Source organism: Streptomyces sp. NPDC030021 (genome assembly GCF_055574035.1).
Window position 1 is genome coordinate 165,347 of record NZ_JBVIAH010000009.1, and the last position, 18,604, is coordinate 183,950.

Sequence of the window (18,604 nt, forward strand, 5' to 3'; positions counted from 1 at the left end):
CGATATTCGCTTGCGCACCATCCGTCACTCGCGCCAGCGTTCGGCCGACACCGAACGAAGGCAGAGCCGATGACCACCGCACCTCCCCACCCCGTCGACCACGAACTCATCCGGGCCGCAACCCACATCGCGCGCACCCGGTGCCACGGCGACAACCACACCGTGGCTGCCGCGGCCCGTGCCCGGGACGGCCGGATCATCACCGCCGTGAACGCCTACCACTTCACGGGCGGCCCCTGCGCCGAGCTGGTCCTCATCGGCACCGCGGCCGCCCAGGGCGCGTACGTACTGGACACGATCGTCGCCGTGGGCGACCGCGACCGGGGGATCGTTCCCCCGTGCGGCCGATGCCGCCAGGTCCTTCTCGACTACTTCCCCGCCATCGAGGTCATCGTCGGCACGGACGACCGCCCCCGGACCCTCTCCATCACCGGCCTGCTCCCCGAAAGCTACGTCTGGGCCGACCACCAACTCGACACGGCCTGAACCCCCTACGCGACCGAGCAGTTCCGGTGGTTCCACGGTCCGGATACGGTCTGGCAGGATCTGGATCATGAGTGATGAACCGTTCGACGCCGTGCTCTGCGACTTCGACGGGGTTCTGCGCCTGTGGGATCCCGATGGGATGGCAGCGCTCGACCGGAAGGCCGGACTGGCCGAGGGCACTCTCGCGTCGGCCGCGTTTCGCCCCGAGCTCCTGGACGCCGCCGTCACCGGTCGGATCAGCGACGAGCAGTGGCGCCGGCGCGTCGCGGAAGCTCTTGCCGAGGCCTGCGGATCAGTGGCCCGTGCTCAGGATCTCGTCAGCGGCTGGACGGCGCTGACCGGCTGCGTCGATACCGCTGTCCTGGAACTCCTGACCGCGATCCGCAGCCGGGTGCCGGTGGTCCTGGTGTCGAACGCGACCACTCGGCTGGAGGCCGATCTCACCGCGCTGGGGCTGGCCGACGCGTTCGACGCGGTCGTCAACACCGCCCGCACAGGGTTCGCCAAACCCGATCGCCGGGTCTTCGAGGCCGCGGCGGAAGCGGTGGGAGTGAAGCTGCAGCGGTGCCTGTTCATCGACGACACGCCTGGACACGTCGCCGCGGCACAGGCGGCCGGGCTGACCGGGATCCACTACCGCCATGTCGATCAGCTGAGGAGTGCCACCGCGCCCCTGCGATCGTGACCTGCGCGGCTGTTGCGGTCCGAGATGGCCCCAGGCATCGTGCAAACGGGTGGACGGGCGCGTCGGCGTGATCGAGAATGCCTGGCATGACGACGTGAAGAGCACCGGCCGGGCGGCAGCATTGGCGCAAGGTCGCAACCTGGGACACGGTCCCCGCCGGGGACCGGCGCGTCTGCGCCGCCTGTGGGACGCCCGTCCGCTCGTACCAGTACCGCTACCACCCGCCCGGGTCCTTTCTGTTCGAGCGGTGCATCGGACTCGCCTGGTGTTCGGGGTGCCGGATCTACTCAGGGAACATGGTGTACATCCACCGGAAGCGAGTCCTCGTCGACGCCCTCGCCTCGCTCCCCTGCGAACAACGAGAACGGATCGCCCGTTCGGAAACACGGTTGATCGAGTTCCTGGACCGCCGGCTCCGCGACGGACGATGACCGGTGCCGCGGGACCTGACCGCGGCGGCCCACGCGAATTTCCCAGGTGGTGGCGATGACGGGTCTCGTACAGTGCTGCGATGCCGACTGTACGAGTGATGACCCAAGCCGATGTCGCGGCTGTCTCAGAGATACGGGTGACCGGCTGGAAGGCCGCGTATGCCGGGATCGTGCCCCAGTCCTACCTCGATCGCATGACGGTCGAAGCGGACGCGCACCGGCGCAGGCGGTACTTCACGAGGTCGGACAAGGCCACGGTCGACCTGGTAGCGGTGGACGCCCGGGGCGGGGTGGTGGGTTGGGCGTGCCTCGGGCCCTCCCCCACGGCCGCGGGTGAGCTCTACGCTCTGTACGTTCAGCCCTCGCTCATCGGGTCCGGCATCGGTCGCAGGCTCCTCCAAGCCGTGCACGCCGACGCTCTGGCCAGCGGCTTCGGCTCGGTCCTGCTGTGGGTGCTCACCGACAACACCAGGGCCCGTCGGTTCTACGAACGAGCCGGCTATGTCGCTGATGGTGCCGTCCGGGCCGACGACTACGACGGAGTGTCCGTGAGCGAGGTTCGTTACCGTCTCGCCTTGTAGCGGGGCTCCGTGCCGTGGCCTGAGGGGGATCGTGCGCGGTCCGGTCGAAGCGACGCGGCGGCACTGGCCGGATTGCGGCTGGACAGCCGGCACGAGCCGCCGGAGCATGGCGCGCAGGTACGAGGCCTTTCCAGCGGAAGGACCGTCAGGATGAACGTGGACGACGGGAAATCAGGCGGCCGGCGGCCTTGGCAGCGGTCGCCCGCGAACGGCAACCCGGGACCGGTGGGACCGGGCGGCCCCGATGCGCCGGGCGGACTCCCCCACGAGCCGATTCCCCCCGGCGCGCGGATGCCGGACGCCGTGCGGAGCCTCCGTGTGCTGATGATGGTCCTGGGCGGCATGCAGGCCCTCCTCGGGGTCGCTCTGGTGACCAACAGCGTGGCCGTCGCCACATCCATCTGGGGCGACGGTGACGCCTCCACCCCGTGTTGCACCACGCCGGGCGAGGATCATGCCGGGATGGTCGTGTTCGCCGGGCTGCTCGTCCTCGCGGTCTCCGCATGGGGTGTCACCACCGCCCTCAAGTTCCGCACGCGCCATCGGAATCTGCGTGTGTCCGCCTTCGCCTACGGGTGGACGGCCCTGCCCTTCAGCTGGGCGTTCTTCCAGGTGATACCCCTGCTGGGATTCGCCTGGCTCGTGCCGGCGGTCCTGGCGATCATCCGGCCGAACCAGCCGGAGAGCCGTGCCTGGTTCAACCACCAGCCCATGTGACACGGCGAGGAAGCGCGACGGCAGTTCCCGCCGGAAGGAACGATCCCCTGCGGGGCCTCCCGGGTGGCACAGGGAGGCGCCCGGCCCGGCATGCCGCCCCGCGGCGGTCCGCTTCACCACCATGTGCCGGTGATCCCATCCCGCTTGATCGGCCTGCTCTCCGCCCTCGCCCTGCTCGCACCCGTCTCCGCGTACGCGGCCGCCGCCCCCTCCTCCGTCACGCCCCCGGCCCCAGCGCCTGCCCGGCCCCGGGACTTCTTCGCCGACCCGGGCGTGTCGCGGATCGAGATCACCGACGAGTACCGCCGGGCGGCGGAGATGTACGGACTCGGCTACCCGGAGCTGAAGGACCTGGCCCGCGCCTCCCTGGAACACTCGTTCCTGCCCGGCCGGGGTCTGTGGAACCGTGACGTCCGCACCGGCTACCGTCCGGCCGGGGCGTGTGCCCACGAGCAGCAGGGCGCCGAGCGCCCGAGCGGGCGGTGCGCCCGGTTCCTGGACGCCAGCCCGAAGGCGCAGGTCGAGTGGCGGCAGGAGGCGGCCTTCGCGCGCTTCGAGGCCGACCACGTCCGTGCCACCCGCCCCTGATCCCGGGACCTGGCCGGACCCGGCGCGCGCCCCTCACGGGCGCGGGCCGGTCCGCGGTGTCGCCGACGATCAGCGCATGATGGCTGTCATGGAGATCGCGGTCGAGAAGATCAAGGTGTGGTTCCGGTTCGTCCCGCGCGAGGGGTGGTTCCCGCAGGACACCGAGGGCCTGTGGGCGACGAAGCTCGGCGATGACACCGCGAGCGTGGAGAACTGCCCCTTCCTGCAGGACGGGGTGGCCGAGGGCGATGTGGTGCGGTACCGGACCGACTCCGACGGGCTCCACTGGGCTGTCGGACGGGTCAGTTCCTCGGGCAACTGCACGATCCGCGTGGTGCCCGATCCCACCGGTCCCCTGGGGCGCAGCCCGCAGGCCGTGCACCAGCGCCTTTCGGCGTTCGGGCTCGGCGGCGAGGTCTTCAGTGAGGACTTCCCCATGCTGGCCTTGACCGCGGAGGCAGGGGCGGACTTCGCCGGGATCAAGGCCCTCCTGAACCGGGGCCGGGACGAAGGATGGTGGCATTACGAGGTCGGCTGCGCCACGGACGAGTGGTGGAACGCCTGAAGCCGGCCGGAACTTCGCGGCAGCCCCGGGGGCGGGCACGCCGGCTCGAACGCCGCCTCGAACGCGCGCGATGCCCCCGGTCCGGCCGTGACGGCCCCGCATCCGGACCGTTCTTCAGGACACCAGCGAAGGAGCCTTCGATGACCGAATCCGACGAACCGCACGGCACCGCCGCGCTGCTGGTCGACTCACGAGGCCGGTACCTGTTGCACCTGCGCGACGCCAACAAGGACATCTGCGATCCGGGCACGTGGTCGATCCCGGGCGGAGGCCGGGAGGGCGAGGAGACTGCGGCGCAGGCCGTCGAGCGGGAACTCCTCGAAGAGACCGGCCTGATGGTGCCGCTGGAGCCCTTCACGATCGTCGGCTGCCACGGGCCCGGGCCGGACGGGCCGGCCGAGGGCCGTATCCAGGTGTATCTGGGGGCCTGGGACGGCGACGCCGACGAACTCCCGTGTCCCGAAGGCATCATGTTCCGCCATTTCGACGCGGCCACGATCCCTTTCCTGACGATGTGCCCGTGGACGACGGAGGTCATCGAGCTCCACCGGGCCCAAGGCCTCGCCCCGGCCGTACCGGCCCAGGCCCGGCCCGGCGGCCGGGCACGGCGGAACATCGTCGGTGTCCACCTCTACCTCGAACGCGACGGTCAGGTCCTGCTCGGGCTGCGTCACCCGGACTCCGCGTTCGCCGCGTCCACCCACCACTTCCTCGCCGGACACTGCGAGCAGGAATCCGCCGTCGCCTGCCTGGTGAGGGAGGCGCAGGAGGAGGCCGGCCTGGGCATCGACCCGGGCGACGTGGAACTGGTCCACGTCGTGCACCTCGTGGACGGACCGGGCGGCCGGCCCCGTATCCAGCTCGTGTTCCGCGCGCGGCGGTGGCAGGGCACACCCGAGGTGCGCGAGCCCGACCGCTGCCTGTCCTGGGGCTGGTGGCCCGCCGACGAGCTCCCCGAACCGGTCGTCCCCTACACCCGGGCCGCGGTCGAGGGCATCCGCGCCGGCCACCTGTACACCGAGCTCGGCTGGACATGAACCTGGGTATGAAACCGGGCATGACCACGATCCCCGCCTCCGCTCCGCGCACCGGCAGTTGCCGGGGCCGCCGCCCCCGGACCGCGGCGTGAGCGGCGGCCCCCGGCACACGGTGCCGGTCGACGTCCACCTCGTCCTGCGCCGCGACGGCAGCCACGGCCCGGAGGTGCTGCTGTCGCGCCGGGCCGGGCCGGTGTACGCGTCCGGTCTGTGGCACCTGCCCTCCGGGCACCTCGACCCGGGCGAGGACATGGTCGAGGCCGTGATCCGGGAGGCCCGCGAGGAGACCGGTGTCCTCATCGCGGCCCCGGACGTGACCGCGGCGGTCACCGTCCACCACCGCCCGCCGCGCGGCGGCAGTTCCCGGATCGGCGTCTTCTTCGAGGTACGACGGTGGGCGGGCCTGCCCCGGGTGAGGGAGCCGGACCGGTGTGACGGCATGGGCTGGTATCCGCTGGGCGCGCTGCCTGAGCCGATGGTGGCGTACTGCCGGGCCGGCCTGGACGCCTACCGGGCCGGCCTGCCCGCCGCCGTGCACTTCCAGCAGCCCGGCGACCTCGTCGAGTACGCCGCGGACGGCATCGACCGGACCCGTCTCCTGGCCGGCCCGCCCCCGCCCGGCGGAACGGATCTGCCCCACCCGCTGCGCGTGTTCGCCGAGCGGGCCGTCGGCCGGATCGCGCAGGCGGTCGACGTGTCCTGGGCGCGCGCCGGCAGCCGGGTCTGGCGGCTCACCGGGGCCGGTGGCGGCACCTGGTACCTCAAGCGGCACCGCGGGCCGCGGTTCCACGACCGGGAGGTGGCCGCGTACCGGATGTGGGCGCCGGGGCTGGGGCACCGGGTTCCGCGTCTCGTCGCGGCCGACCCGGCGGCGCGCGCCGTCGTCGTCACCGCGCTGTCGGGGCGGTCGCCGCACGGCATGGTCCTCGACCCGGCAGCCGAGGTACGCGTCCAGCAGGGGCTGGGGCGCCTCGCCTCCGCCCTGCACCGCTGCGCACCGGAGCGGCCCGCCGGACCTTCCCCGGCCGCGGACCCGGTGAAGCGCCATCTGGAGGAGGCCCGCCCGTACCTGGCCGCCGGGGACGAGGAGCTGGTCCTCGCCCTGGCGCGCGCCTACGAGGACCTCCCGCGGCCGGTGCTGGTGCCCACGCACGGGGACCTCCAGTACCGCAACGTGCTTCTGACCGACGACGGGGAGGTGCGGCTCTTCGACTTCGAGCGGTCGGAGTACGCCTCCGCCACCCGGGACATGGTGCGTCTCGGCGACACCTGGACCGGCCGGCCCGACCTGCGCGCCGCCTTCCTCGACGGGTACGGCAGAGCGCTCACCGCTGTCGAGGAGCTCCGCCTGGACTGCGAGTCCGCCTTCGACGCGGTCTCCGGGATCGCCTACGGAGCCGGCCGGGACGATCCCGAGGTCGCCGAGCGGGGACACCGCACCCTGTTCCGGCTCCACGTCACCCACCGCGCGTAAGGGCTGTCCCGTGGCTTCGGAGGGTCAGAGTGTCTCGCTCAGCGAGTCGGCCGGCCGTCGTCGTGCCGCGCGTGTCGCCGGCAGCGCCGCTGCCAGCACCGCGCCCAGCACCGCCCCGACGATCACGGTCAGCAGCACGGGGAGCGGCGGCAGCTGGGCGATGCCCGCGCCGATGCCGCTCGACGCGCCTTGGGTGTCCACCAGCCATCTGCCGGAGAGCACCCCCACCACCGTGCCCACCAGGGCGGATGCCAGCGCCGTCAGACCGGCGGCCGTCACGATCATCGCGCCGATCTGCCGGGGCGTCAGCCCGATCGCCTTCAGAGCGAGCAGGTCCCGGCCCCGGTCCCGTACGCCGGTGCCGATCAGTGTCAGCAGCTCGATCAGCCCGATCAGCGCCAGTACCGCGATGAGGGCGGCGATAACGGCGCGCGCCGGTTCCAGCCGGTCGGCCGGGTTGGGCGTCTCCCGGACCTCCAGGGTTCCGCCCGCCGCCGCGGCGAGTGCGGAGCTCACCGTCACGGGGTCGGCGCCCTCGCGCAGGACGAGGGCGTGGAAGCCGGGCCGCAGCCCCGGATCGCGCTCGCGCAGTGCGTCGATGGTGGTGGTGATCACCCGGCCCGCGGATTCGGGCTCGATGGTGCGGCCGACGACGTGCAGGATCTGTGGCCGTCCCTCGACGGTCATCCGCACCCACGCGCCGACCCGTACCCCGAGGAGGTCGAGCAGTCCCTGTCCGGCCACCGCCTCGTCCGGACCGCTGACGGCGCGCCCTTCCACCACCTTGGAGGGGTACGGGTCCCGGGCCGTACCCAGGCCTCGGAGCGTGATGGTGCCGGTCTGGCCCGGCACGAGCGCCGCCATTTCGGCGCCGGGGTGGACCGCGGCGACGTCCTGCACCTGCGCGAGGGTCCGTTCCAGTTCCGCGTCGGACGCCCCGGCCGGCTGCGCGGCCCGTACGGTCAGTGCCGCGGGCAGTCCCATCTGCGCGGGCCGGCTGCGGAACTGGTCCAGCGTCGACCAGGCGACAAGGGCGACCGTGATGAGGACCAGCGGCAGGGCGAGCCGGGCGACGGGGACGAGCGTCCGGCCGCGCCGCGGGAAGGCGGCGCGCCATCCCAGGACGAGGGCGGGCGGCACGCGTACGCCGAGGGCGCGCCTGCCGAGCGCGGTCATCGGCGCGGCGGACGGGAGCGCCGCACGGGCCACCGGCACCGGTGGGACCCGTCCGGCGCGCCAGGCCGTGAGCCCGGTCGCGGCCGCGATCAGCAGCACGGCTCCGCACGGAATGCCGATCATGAGCGCGGTGTGGCCGGGCAGGTCCTGCCACACCGCCGTCGCCTCGCCGATCCGCCCGGGTATCCGGGCGCCCAGCAGGGCGATCGCCGCCGTGCCGAGGGTCACGCCGAGGAGGGCGAAGGCCAGATGCTGTACGAGGAAGCCGCGGGTCACCTGGCCGGGGGTGAAGCCGACGGCCTTGAGGATCGCGATGTCCCGGAGCTGGCCGCGGACGCGGGCGCCGATCGCTCCGGCGGCGGCGAGCGCGGCCGCGAGCAGCGCGCCGAGCCCGAAGACGGCGAACATCTGCCCGAGGAGCCGGTCGTCGCCGCCGGCCTCGGCCCGTGCCTGCTGCCACTTGGTGACCTGGGCGACCCGGTCGGCGCCGAGGACGGTCACGGCCCGCTGGACGGTGAAGTCGGTGTCGTCCGGGTCCCGCAGGCGCAGGCCCACGCTCTGCCCGGTGTCGCCGTGGGCGACCTCGTCGAGGGTGTCGTCGAGGACCCAGCCGATGCCGGGCCCGCCGCCCTGGTGGTAGCGGGGCTCGGCCACCTCGGCGATTCCGCTGACCTGCAGTGCGTGCGGGGCTCCGTCCGGTCCGGTGACCCGTACGGTGTCGCCCGGCTCGGCCCAAAGGGCCCGCGCGACCGAGGCCTCCAGTACGAGGGCGCCGTTGCCGGCACCCGTGCCGTCGCCGGTGGTGTCCGGCCGGGCGAGCCAGGTGCCGTCGGTGACGAGCGGCCGTCCGGTCTCCGGGGGCTCCGTCGCGGCCGCGCGCAGCGTCACCCCGACCCGGGCGCCGCGCGACTCGACCGTCGTCGCCGTCGTGCGGTAGGGCCCGGAGAGGGCGGCGATCCCGTCCACGCGGGACAGGGCGGCCGTGTCCGCGCCGGCCCGGGTGTGCAGCCAGATGTGTGCGCCGTGGGACTGGTTGAAGACGCGCTGCCAGGGGTTGGCGGCGTAGCTGAACAGTGCGCCGGCGAGCAGGAGCGAGGCGATGATCCCGGCGCTGGCCAGGACGACGAAGAGGGCTTCGCCGCGGTGTGCGCGGAAGTCGGCGTGCGCCCAGCGCAGCGTGGCCCGCACGGTCACTCCTTGAGTTCCAGGTCCAGGTCCAGCACGCCGGAGACGCCGCGGGCCGGACCGCGGCGTCCGCCGCCGAGCTGCGCGTCGTCGGCTATGCGCCCGTCGAAGAAGCTGATGACGCGGTCGGCGGCGCTGGCCATCCGGGCGTCGTGGGTGACCATCATGATCGTCTGGCCGCGCTGGTGGAACCGGGAGAGCAGCCGCAGCACCTCGCGGGTGCCCTTGCTGTCCAGGCTGCCGGCCGGTTCGTCGGCGAGCAGCAGTGCGGGGTGGTTGACCAGGGCGCGGGCGAGTGCGACCCGCTGCTGCTCGCCGCCGGACAGCTCTCCGGGCATCGAGCGTTCGCGGCCTTCGAGGCCGAGTTCGGCGAGCAGTTCGGCACGGGACGCGCGGGCGGCCTTCGGGGAGGCTCCGGCGAGCAGGGCGGGGAGTTCGACGTTGTCGGCGACGGTGAGGTTGGAGACCAGGTTGAAGAACTGGAAGACGACGCCGATGCTGCGGCGCCGCAGGACCGCCCAGCGGGCTTCGCGGTACTCGTCGACCCGCTCTCCGCCGATCCACAGTTTCCCGCTGTCGGGGCGCTGGAGGCCGCCTATCAGGTGCAGGAGCGTGGATTTGCCGGCTCCGGAGGGCCCGGTGACCGCGACGAACTCGCCGGATCCGACGGACAGGTCCACCCCGCGTACGGCGTGCACGGGCACGCCCTCGCCGTGGTGCGTCTTGGTCAGGCCCTCGGCCCGCACGATGGGCTCGACGGACACGCCAGGAGCGGCGGTGGTGGCGTCGTCGCTCATTCCAGCTCCTCCTGGCAGCGTTCCAGCCAGTCGAGGTCGGCCTGCAGGTGCAGCATGGCGCCCTCGATCAGCAGTTGGGAGATCTTGTTGTCGCGGTCCTCGGCCGCGGCCAGCTTGGACAGGTCCCGCATGGTGTTGAGGTACTGCCGCCGCTGCTTGTTGATCAGTGCGACCGGATCGGCCAGTCCCGACTGCGGTGCGAGGGCGAGCTTCATGAAGAACTCGTCCCGTACCCGGGGCTCCTCGGCGGTGTCCTCGAACCAGGCCAGCACGGCCTCGCGTCCGGCGTCCGTCAGCTTGTACGTGCGCTTGTTGGGGCGTCCCGACTGTTCGACGTCCTCGCCCTCGATGAGGCCGCTCTTCTCCAGCCGTCCGAGGGTGACGTAGATCTGGCCGACGTTGGGCTGAGGGTACGCGGCGCCCAGGAGCTTCTCAAGGTCCTGCTTCAGCTCGTAACCGTGCGCAGGGCTACGGGTGAGGAGCGCAAGGAGCGCCAGCCGCACTCGCTCCCCCTCCTTCCCGCTCCGTAGTCAACGGTTCACTCGGCAGCGGGCCGAGTTGCGCCGCCGTCCGTCTCGTCTGCCTGGGCGTCTAGTATCGCCCATGCCTAACGGGTATATATAGGCCACGATGGTCGGCGACGCAGCCGGATCGTGTACTGGGAGGAATCTATGCGGTGGATGCGTGCCGCGGGTAGAGCTCTCCTGGTCGGGGCGGTCGTACTGGCGGGATACACCGGTCTCGGCGTCCGCGCCGGGACGGGCGCGGCTTTTGAGGACGGCGACCGCGGCCCCCTGACGCTCGTCACGGCGGGCGATCTCACCGATTACCTCCCCCCGCTTCTGGAGGACTGGAACGACGCCCATCCCGGCGAGCGCGTCACGCTCGTCGAGCTGCCCGACTCGGCGGACGAGACCCGGGCCCAGATGATCAGCGAGCTGCGGTCGGGCCGCGACCGGTTCGACGTGCTGAACATCGACGTCGCCTGGACGTCCGAGTTCGCGGCGGCCGGATGGATCTCTCCGCTGCGGCGCGAGCGCTTCCCGCTGGACTCCTTCCTGCGGCCCGTCGTCGACACCGCGACCTTCGACGGCCGGCTGTACGCGGTCCCGTACGTCACCAACGCGGGACTGCTCTACTACCGCAAGGACATCCTGGACCGGGAGGGCGAGCAGCCGCCGCGCACCTGGGACGAGCTGGTCCGCCAGGCGCGCACGATCGCCCCGGAGTACGGACTGGACGGTTACGCCGGCCAGTTCCTGCCGTACGAGGGGCTCACGGTCAACGTCACCGAGGCCGTGCACTCGGCGGGTGGATCGATTCTGCGCGACGACGGAGCCCGGGTGACCGTGGACTCGGACGCGGCGCGCGCCGGACTGCGGTTCCTCGCGGACGGTGTGCGGGAGGGCTGGATCTCCCGCGACGCGCTCGGCTACAAGGAGGAGGAGTCGCGGCGGGCCTTCCAGGACGGCCGGCTGCTGTTCCTGCGGAACTGGCCCTACGTGTACGCGGACGCGAGCGGGGAGGGGTCGAAGGTCGCGGGCAGGTTCGGCGCCGTGCCGCTGCCCGGACGCGACGGGCCCGGCACCAGCGTGCTCGGCGGCTCCAACCTCGCCGTGAGCAGCCATGCGCGGCATCCGGCGTCGGCGGCCGACCTGATCTCCTACCTCACCAGCGAGCGGGTCCAGCGGCAGGTGCTCACCAAGGGCTCGCTGCCTCCGGTGCGCGCCGCGCTGTACGAGGATCCCGAGCTGATCCGGGCGTATCCGTACCTGCCCACGCTGCGCCAGAGCGTGCTGTCCGCGGTGCCGCGTCCCAAGAGTCCGCGCTACGACCAGGTGAGCCTCGCCGTGCAGGCCGTGGCGCAGGACGTGCTGGCGCTGCGCCAGACGCCGGAGCAGGCGGCGGCGCGGCTCGCGCGCGAGCTCGGGAGCATCTCCCGCAAGGGCTGATCGCACTCCTCCGCTCCCCTCAAGGGTCTCTACTTACATGTTAAGTAGAGACCCTTCGTCGTGCGTTTGGGCATTCACGTACAAAACACCCCAGCTTTTCGCTGTTTCTGGACACATCGTTGACACCTTCCCGTCGCTGCTACTTAACATGCATGCATAACAGCGCACCGATCCGGGGCGCTCTCGCATTCAGCAGACAGGTCGACGCGAGATGCTCAGCACCCTTCCGGCCGCCACCGGCCACCCCTCCCCCACCGCCACCCCGTCGGCCCCTTGGTGGCGCGACGCGGTGATCTACCAGGTCTACGTCCGCAGCTTCCTCGACAGCACCGGGGACGGCATCGGCGACCTGGCCGGCGTCCGGGCCGGGCTCCCCTACCTGCGCAAGCTCGGTGTCGACGGCATCTGGCTCAGCCCCTTCTACCCGTCGCCGCAGCACGACCACGGCTACGACGTCGCCGACTACCGCGGCGTCGACCCGGTCTACGGCGACCTCGCGGAGTTCGACCGGCTGGTGGCCGACGCCCGTCGGCTCGGGCTGAAGCTGCTGCTCGACATCGTTCCCAACCACTGCTCCAGCGAGCACCCGTGGTTCCAGCAGGCACTCGCCGCGGAGCCGGGCAGTGCGGAGCGCGCCCGTTTCCACTTCGCCCCCGGCCGTGGCCCGGACGGGGCGGAGCCTCCCAACAACTGGCACGCGATGTTCGGCGGTCCCGCCTGGAGCCGGACCACCGGGCCCGACGGCGCCCCCGGCGAGTGGTACCTGCACCTCTTCACGCCCGAGCAGCCCGACCTGAACTGGCGCGATCCGGCCGTGGGCGACGACTTCGAGGAGGTGCTGCGCTTCTGGCTGGACCGCGGCGTCGACGGCTTCCGCATCGATGTCGCCGCCGGACTGTTCAAGCACCCCGCGCTGCCCGACTCGGACGACCCCGGCGCCGACGAGCGGGCCCGCGACGCCGTCAACCAGCTGGCCTGGAACCAGCCCGAGGTCCACGGCGTGTGGCGGCGCTGGCGCGCGGTCTGCGAGGAGTACACCGCCCGGGACGGCCGCGAACGGCTGCTGGTCGGCGAGGTGTCCGTGCCCACCGCGCGGGAGCACGCCGAGTACGTCCGCCCCGACGAACTGCACCAGGCGTTCTTCTTCGACCTGCTGAGCGCCCCCTGGGACGCCGATGCCTTCAGCACGACGATCACCGACGCGATGCGCGACATCGCCGGGACCGGCTCCACCGTCACCTGGGTCCTCAACAACCACGACCAGGTCCGCACGGTCACCCGCTACGCGGGCGAGCCCGGGGTGGAAGGCAGCGGACTGGGGGCCGCCCGCGCCCGCGCCGCGGCCCTCCTGATGCTCGCGCTGCCCGGCGCCGCGTACGTCTACCAGGGCGAGGAGCTCGGCCTCCCCGAGGTCCTCGACCTGCCCGACGAGGTCCTCACCGACCCGATCTTCCACCGTACGGGCAGCCGCAAGCACGTCCGGGACGGCTGTCGCGTGCCGCTGCCCTGGTCCGGGCACGCCTCCCCGTTCGGCTTCTCCGGGGAAGCCGCCGGCGCCAAGCCGTGGCTGCCGCAGCCCGAGTGGTTCGCCGAGCACGCGACCGACCGCGCCCTGGCCGACACCCGTTCGTTCTGGCACCTCTACCGCGACGGGCTCCAGCTGCGGCGCACCCTGCCGCAGCTCGGCGAAGGCCCCCTGCGCTGGCTGGACGCGCCCCCGCAGGTACTGGCGATCACCCGCGGCGACGGCCTGGTCTGCGCGGTGAACTTCGGCACCGAACCGGTACCCGCCCCGGTCCCCGGGACTCCGCTGCTCGCCAGCGGCCCCTGTCCCGACGGGGTCCTGCCCGCGGCGACCGCCGCCTGGTGGACAGCCGAATGCCCGGCCCCGTGACCCCAGGCCCCTGACCTCCCCCTCCCCCTCCCCCTCCCCCTCCTCCCCTCCTTCCGCCTCCTCTTCCTGACCTCCAGACAAGGACTCCCTCATGCGACGACCCAGCAAGACGACCCGGCGGACCGCGGCCACCGCATCGGCGGCCCTCGCCCTCACCCTCGGTGCCACGGCCTGCGGCAACGCCACCGGACCCGCGAGCGACGGCGAACTGAGCGGCCAGACCGTGACCGTGGCAGGCGTCTGGACCGGCAGCGAGCAGCAGAACTTCAAGAAGGTCCTGGACGCCTTCACCGAGAAGACCGGCGCCAAGACGGTCTTCGTACCCTCCGGCGACAACGTCTCCACCTTCGTCGGAAGCAAGATCGAAGGCGGCAACGCGCCCGACGTGGTGCTGGTTCCCCAGGTGGGTGTGCTCCAGCAGTTCGCCAAGGAGGGCTGGCTCCAGCCCCTGTCCGACGAGGCCACCCGGAAGGCCGGCTCCACCCTCGCCCCGGTGTGGAAGAACTACGGCACCGTCGACGGCACGTACTACGGCCTCTACTTCAAGGCCGCCCACAAGTCGACGGTCTGGTACACCCCGGAGGCCTTCGCCCAGGCCGGTGTCAACGAGCCCACGAGCTACGCCGACATGCTGAAGGCCGGCCGCACCCTTGCCGACTCCGGCCGCCCCGCCTTCGCCATAGCCGGCGAGGACGGCTGGACCCTCACCGACTGGTTCGAGAACGTCTACCTCTCCCAGGCCGGACCGGAGAAGTACGACCAGCTCGCCCAGCACAAGCTCAAGTGGACCGACGACAGCGTCGTCAAGGCGCTGACCACCCTCGGTGAACTGTTCAAGGACAAGCAGCTCGTCGCCGGCGGTGCCCAGACGGCGCTGGGCACCGACTTCCCCTCGTCGGTGGCACAGGTCTTCGGCCCCGATCCCAAGGCGGGCATGGTCTACGAGGGCGACTTCGTCGGTGGCATCGCCAAGGACCAGTTCGGCAAGAAGCTCGGCAAGGACGCCAAGTTCTTCCCGTTCCCCGCGGTCGACGGCGGCAAGGCGCCGGTCGTCAGCGGCGGTGACGCGGCCGTCGTCCTCAAGGACGCGAAGAACGGCAAGGCCGGCATGAAGCTGCTCGAATTCCTGTCCGGCTCCGAGGCTGCCGAGGTCTGGGCCCGCACCGGCGGTTTCCTGTCCCCGAACAAGGAGCTCGACATCGCCTCGTACGGTGACGAGATCACCCGCAGCACCGCCAACTCGCTCATCGCGGCGGGCGACTCGATCCGCTTCGACATGTCGGACCAGGCCCCGGCCGCGTTCGGCGGCACCAAGGGAGCGGGCGAGTGGAAGCTCTTCCAGGACTTCCTGCGCGACCCGTCGGACCCGCGGGGCACGGCCGCGAAGCTCGAGGCCGAGGCCGCCAAGGCCTACGGGAACTGAGGCGGCTCCCATGGCTGACACCATGACCGCCGCCCGCGGCGCGGCCGACGGGCGGCGCCGGGCCCAGCGCAGGAAACGCCGCCTCGCGGTCGTCTTCGTCCTGCCCGCCCTGCTGCTGCTCGGCGCGCTGGTCGTCTACCCGGTCCTCTTCTCCTTCGGCCGCAGCCTCTTCGACGCCGACGGCGACCGCTTCGTAGGAGCCGCCAACTACGCGGCGATCGTGCAGGACCAGGCCACCCTCAAGGCGATCCGCAACAGCGCCCTCTGGGTCGTCGTCGCCCCGACCCTGCTGACCGGCCTCGGACTGATGCTCGCCGTGCTCACCGAGAAGGTGCGCTGGGCGACCGCGTTCAAGCTCGTGCTCTTCCTCCCGATGGCCGTGTCGTTCCTCGCCGCGGGCATCATCTTCCGGCTCGCCTACGACCAGGACCCGGCCCGGGGCGTGCTCAACGCCGCCGTCACCGGTGTCCACGACAGCTTCGTGGACACCGCCGCCTATCCGACGGCCCGTGCCCGGGAGGGCCAGGGCCTGACGGGCGGGCCGGGCGGCCCGTACAGCACCGAGGAGGCGGTCCTTCCCGGCCGCTCGGTCGGTCTCGGCCTCCTCGGGGTGGCACCCGGCGCGATGCCGGCCGGAGCGAAGGCCGCGGCCCGCGCGGAGCCCCGGCCGGACACCATCGGGGGTGTCGTCTACCTGGACTTCGCCCCCGGCGGCGCCGGCACCCCGGGCCGCATCGACCCGGGCGAGAACGGGCTGCCCGGCATGACGGTCGAGGCAGTACGGGACGGCCGGGTGGCCGCCACCGCGGTCACGGCCGAGGACGGGTCGTTCCGCTTCACCGGGCTGGCCGACGGCCCGTACACGGTCAGGCTGCCCGCGGCCAACTTCGCGGCCCCGTACCAGGGGGTGAACTGGCTCGGTCCGGCGCTGGTGACACCGGCCATCATCGGCGCCTACCTGTGGGTGTGGACCGGCTTCGCGATGGTCCTGATCGGCGCCGGCCTCGCGGCCATCCCGCGGGACGCCCTGGAGGCCGCGCGGATGGACGGTGCCTCCGAGGGCCAGATCTTCCGGAAGATCACCGTGCCGCTGCTCGCTCCGGTGCTCACCGTCGTCTTCGTGACCCTGGTGATCAACGTGATGAAGGTCTTCGACCTCGTCTACATCATCGCGCCCGGGCCGGTCCAGGAGGAGGCGAACGTGCTGGCCACCCGCATGTGGCTGGTCTCCTTCGGCGGCGGCAACGACCAGGGGCTCGGCAGCGCGCTCAGCGTGGTGCTCCTCCTGCTCGTCGTCCCGGCGATGGTCTTCAACATCCGGCGCTTCCGAAGGAGTGGAGCATGAGCGGCCACGGCACCATCGAGCGCCGGCCGTCCCGGCGGACGGCGGCGGTCCGCCCCGTCCCCGGCCCGTCGGCGCAAGGGCCCGTACGCGGACCCGGGCGACGGCGCGGGAAGCGGCTGTCGCGCCTGCTGAGCAACTCCCTCGTCCAAGGCGCGCTGATCCTGGTCGCCCTGGTGTGGATCACCCCGCTGGCGGGCCTGCTCATCTCGTCCATGCGCTCCGAGGGCGACAACGCCTCCGGCGGCTGGTGGACCGCGCTGACCGACCCGTCCCAGCTGTCCCTGGACAACTACAGCGCCCTGCTGAAGGACTCCGGTATCGCGGCGGCCTTCGGGAACACCGTCCTGATCTCCGTGCCGACCACCGTCCTGGTGGTCGCCATCGCGGCACTCGCCGGATACGCCTTCGCGTGGCTGGAGTTCCCCGGCCGGGACGCCATCTTCCTGGTGGTCGTCGGACTGCTGGTGGTGCCCGTTCAGATCGGGCTGCTGCCCGTGGCCAAACTCTTCGGTGCGGTGGGGCTGTTCGGCACGGTCGCGGGCGTCGTCCTCTTCCACGTCGCCTACGGCCTGCCGTTCGCGGTCTTCCTGCTGCGCAACTACTTCGCCGAGATACCGCGCGAGATGCTGGAAGCCGCCCGGATGGACGGCGGCAGCGAGTGGCGGATCTTCTCCCGGCTGGTGCTGCCGCTCGGCCGCCCGGCCATCGCGAGCCTGGCCATCTTCCAGTTCCTCTGGGTCTGGAACGACATGCTCGTGGCGCTGCTCTTCGCGGACAGCGGGTCCCAGCCGCTCACGGTCGCGCTGCAGTCCCAGATGCGGCAGTTCGGGAGCAACATCGGCGTCCTCGCGCCCGGGGCGTTCCTGTCCCTGGTGGTCCCGCTGATCGTCTTCTTCGCCTTCCAGCGGCACTTCGTCCAGGGGGTGATGGCGGGCTCGGTGAAGTGACCGCCGCCTTCCCGTCGGAGGCCCCGCGAGCCCCGCTGCCGGTCGAGAGACCGGCGGCGGGGCCGCGCCGCGATCAGGGGGTGGGAACGGGCCAGGGAACGTGGGTGGCCACGGGGGCGGTGTAGTCGACGCCCGGCACGGAGAATCCGTACAGGCGTTGGACCTCCGCGTGAAACCAGTCGAGGTCGGCGAGGGCGGCGATGGTGTCGGTCGTGGCGGTCTCCCAGCGCTCGGCGACGGCCGCCTGGACCTCGTCGGTCAGTTCCCAGGTGTCCAGGCGGACGCGGCCTTCGTCATCCAGGGTGAGCGGGGCGGCACCGGTGAGCTGGTCCCACAGTGCGGCGAGCTGACGCACCGGCGGCATCAGGTCCGGTCCGAGGACGCCGCGCAGCAGGCCGGTGTACAGGGCGATGCCGGGGATGGCGGTGGAGGACTGGGTGACGGCGGCGCCGTTGACGGAGGTCACGGCCCGCCCGCCCAGCATGGTGCCGAGCCGCTCGTTCAGGGTGCGGGCGGTGGCCTCCAGGTGGGCCTTGGCCGCGCCGATGGTGCCCTGCCGGTAGATCGCCGCTGTCAGCGGCGAGCCGATGTACGACAGCGCGGCGGTGGCGAAGCCCTCGCCGAGCAGTCCCCGGCCGGCCAGGTGGTCGATCCAGCGTTCCCAGTCCGCGCCGCCCATCACGGCCACGGTCTGCTCGATGTCATCCCCCTCGGCCGGCCCGGTCTCGACCTCGCGTACCGCGGGAACGCCCTGGTCGTCGAAGACAAGGGTCTTGGTGCGGTTCGCCCGGCGGATCGGCTTGAGGACGGAGGCGTACGTGGTGCCGGTGTCCGGGTCGGTACGCCGGGGCGCGGCGACCGAGTAGATCAGGTAGTCCAGCCTGCCGCCGAAGCGCTGCTCGATGAGGTCGGCAACCTCGTTCTTCATCGTGTCGGAGAACGCGTCGCCGTTGAGGAAGACCAGATCCCGCCCGGCGGTACGGGCGATGTCGGCGGTGGCGGCGGTGCGGTACCAGCCGGCCGTGGCGGTGCGCCGTTCGGTGGGGGCCTTCTCGAAGGAGACCATGATGCCGCGAATGCCGGCGCGCTTGAGTCCGGCGACGGTGGCCGCCAGTCCGTATCCGGCCGAGGAGCCGATGATCAGAGCCACCGGCCCGGCCCCGTCCGGCATGCCGGCAGGGTCGGGGCAGGTCTGCCACATGTCGGCCACCAGCCGCTCGCAGCCCGCCGGGTGAGAGTCGAGGAAGAGAAAGCCCCGGTTGCGGGGGGTGAGAACGCGCTCGCTCACGATGGAGTCCTTGAGTCGATCGGGCCGAGGACG

General features: G+C 72.2%; 17 protein-coding genes. 13 read left to right on the top strand and 4 right to left on the bottom strand.

What is annotated here, in order from left to right; genetic code table 11:
* Nucleotides 1–69 precede the first annotated feature (69 nt).
* The 8 genes from ACZ4YL_RS19900 to ACZ4YL_RS19935 all read left to right on the top strand — a co-directional run bounded on the left by ACZ4YL_RS19900 (nt 70) and on the right by ACZ4YL_RS19935 (nt 6,564).
* Nucleotides 70–486 (top strand): cytidine deaminase family protein, encoded by a 417-nt coding sequence (locus tag ACZ4YL_RS19900; protein WP_468117953.1) that lies wholly within the window; start codon nt 70–72, stop codon nt 484–486.
* Between the two features lie 67 nt (nt 487–553).
* The gene (locus tag ACZ4YL_RS19905) at nt 554–1,171 is read left to right on the top strand and encodes an HAD family hydrolase (protein ID WP_468117955.1); all 618 of its coding nucleotides are present in this window, start codon (nt 554–556) and stop codon (nt 1,169–1,171) included.
* A 511-nt stretch (nt 1,172–1,682) separates the two neighbouring features.
* Nucleotides 1,683–2,183 (top strand): GNAT family N-acetyltransferase, encoded by a 501-nt coding sequence (locus ACZ4YL_RS19910; RefSeq protein ID WP_468117957.1) that lies wholly within the window; start codon nt 1,683–1,685, stop codon nt 2,181–2,183.
* Between the two features lie 318 nt (nt 2,184–2,501).
* Nucleotides 2,502–2,900: a hypothetical protein gene (locus tag ACZ4YL_RS19915; protein WP_468117959.1), complete on the top strand. Its 399-nt coding sequence runs from the start codon at nt 2,502–2,504 to the stop codon at nt 2,898–2,900.
* A 129-nt stretch (nt 2,901–3,029) separates the two neighbouring features.
* On the top strand, nt 3,030–3,488 hold the full coding sequence (locus ACZ4YL_RS19920; protein WP_468117961.1) for a hypothetical protein: 459 nt from the start codon (nt 3,030–3,032) through the stop codon (nt 3,486–3,488).
* A 76-nt stretch (nt 3,489–3,564) separates the two neighbouring features.
* Nucleotides 3,565–4,053, top strand: coding sequence for a DUF4265 domain-containing protein (locus ACZ4YL_RS19925; protein WP_468117963.1), 489 nt, complete (start codon nt 3,565–3,567; stop codon nt 4,051–4,053).
* Nucleotides 4,054–4,193: 140 nt separating this feature from the next.
* On the top strand, nt 4,194–5,090 hold the full coding sequence (locus ACZ4YL_RS19930; protein WP_468117965.1) for an NUDIX hydrolase: 897 nt from the start codon (nt 4,194–4,196) through the stop codon (nt 5,088–5,090).
* Between the two features lie 88 nt (nt 5,091–5,178).
* Nucleotides 5,179–6,564: an NUDIX domain-containing protein gene (locus ACZ4YL_RS19935; protein WP_468117966.1), complete on the top strand. Its 1,386-nt coding sequence runs from the start codon at nt 5,179–5,181 to the stop codon at nt 6,562–6,564.
* A 24-nt stretch (nt 6,565–6,588) separates the two neighbouring features.
* Here the strand turns inward: ACZ4YL_RS19935 and ACZ4YL_RS19940 are convergent, their stop codons facing one another.
* The 3 genes from ACZ4YL_RS19940 to ACZ4YL_RS19950 are packed head-to-tail and all read right to left on the bottom strand — an operon-like array spanning nt 6,589 to nt 10,225.
* Nucleotides 6,589–8,928: an ABC transporter permease gene (locus tag ACZ4YL_RS19940; RefSeq protein ID WP_468117968.1), complete on the bottom strand. Its 2,340-nt coding sequence runs from the start codon at nt 8,926–8,928 to the stop codon at nt 6,589–6,591.
* 2 nt (nt 8,929–8,930) lie between these two features.
* Nucleotides 8,931–9,722 carry an ABC transporter ATP-binding protein gene (locus tag ACZ4YL_RS19945; RefSeq protein WP_468117970.1) on the bottom strand — a complete coding sequence of 264 codons (792 nt, stop codon included), beginning with the start codon at nt 9,720–9,722 and terminating at the stop codon, nt 8,931–8,933.
* Nucleotides 9,719–10,225, bottom strand: coding sequence for a PadR family transcriptional regulator (locus ACZ4YL_RS19950; protein WP_189743464.1), 507 nt, complete (start codon nt 10,223–10,225; stop codon nt 9,719–9,721). The genes ACZ4YL_RS19945 and ACZ4YL_RS19950 overlap by 4 nt, the downstream gene beginning before the upstream one ends.
* Before the next feature lie 168 nt (nt 10,226–10,393).
* Here ACZ4YL_RS19950 and ACZ4YL_RS19955 point away from each other — a divergent pair, with 168 nt between their 5' ends.
* From ACZ4YL_RS19955 to ACZ4YL_RS19975, 5 genes are all read left to right on the top strand, one after another.
* On the top strand, nt 10,394–11,674 hold the full coding sequence (locus tag ACZ4YL_RS19955; RefSeq protein ID WP_468117972.1) for an ABC transporter substrate-binding protein: 1,281 nt from the start codon (nt 10,394–10,396) through the stop codon (nt 11,672–11,674).
* A gap of 211 nt (nt 11,675–11,885) precedes the next feature.
* Complete coding sequence (locus ACZ4YL_RS19960; RefSeq protein ID WP_468117974.1) at nt 11,886–13,568, top strand: glycoside hydrolase family 13 protein; 1,683 nt, start codon at nt 11,886–11,888, stop codon at nt 13,566–13,568.
* Between the two features lie 91 nt (nt 13,569–13,659).
* The gene (locus ACZ4YL_RS19965) at nt 13,660–14,991 is read left to right on the top strand and encodes an ABC transporter substrate-binding protein (RefSeq protein ID WP_468117975.1); all 1,332 of its coding nucleotides are present in this window, start codon (nt 13,660–13,662) and stop codon (nt 14,989–14,991) included.
* A gap of 10 nt (nt 14,992–15,001) precedes the next feature.
* On the top strand, nt 15,002–16,336 hold the full coding sequence (locus ACZ4YL_RS19970; protein ID WP_468117977.1) for an ABC transporter permease: 1,335 nt from the start codon (nt 15,002–15,004) through the stop codon (nt 16,334–16,336).
* Nucleotides 16,333–17,283, top strand: coding sequence for a carbohydrate ABC transporter permease (locus tag ACZ4YL_RS19975; RefSeq protein WP_468117979.1), 951 nt, complete (start codon nt 16,333–16,335; stop codon nt 17,281–17,283). Before ACZ4YL_RS19970 ends, ACZ4YL_RS19975 begins: the two co-directional genes overlap by 4 nt.
* A 73-nt stretch (nt 17,284–17,356) precedes the next feature.
* Here ACZ4YL_RS19975 and fabV read toward each other — a convergent pair whose 3' ends face one another.
* A complete protein-coding gene (fabV, locus tag ACZ4YL_RS19980; RefSeq protein ID WP_468117981.1) occupies nt 17,357–18,571 on the bottom strand; it encodes an enoyl-[acyl-carrier-protein] reductase FabV in 1,215 nt (404 codons plus the stop codon).
* Between the last annotated feature and the right edge of the window lie 33 nt (nt 18,572–18,604).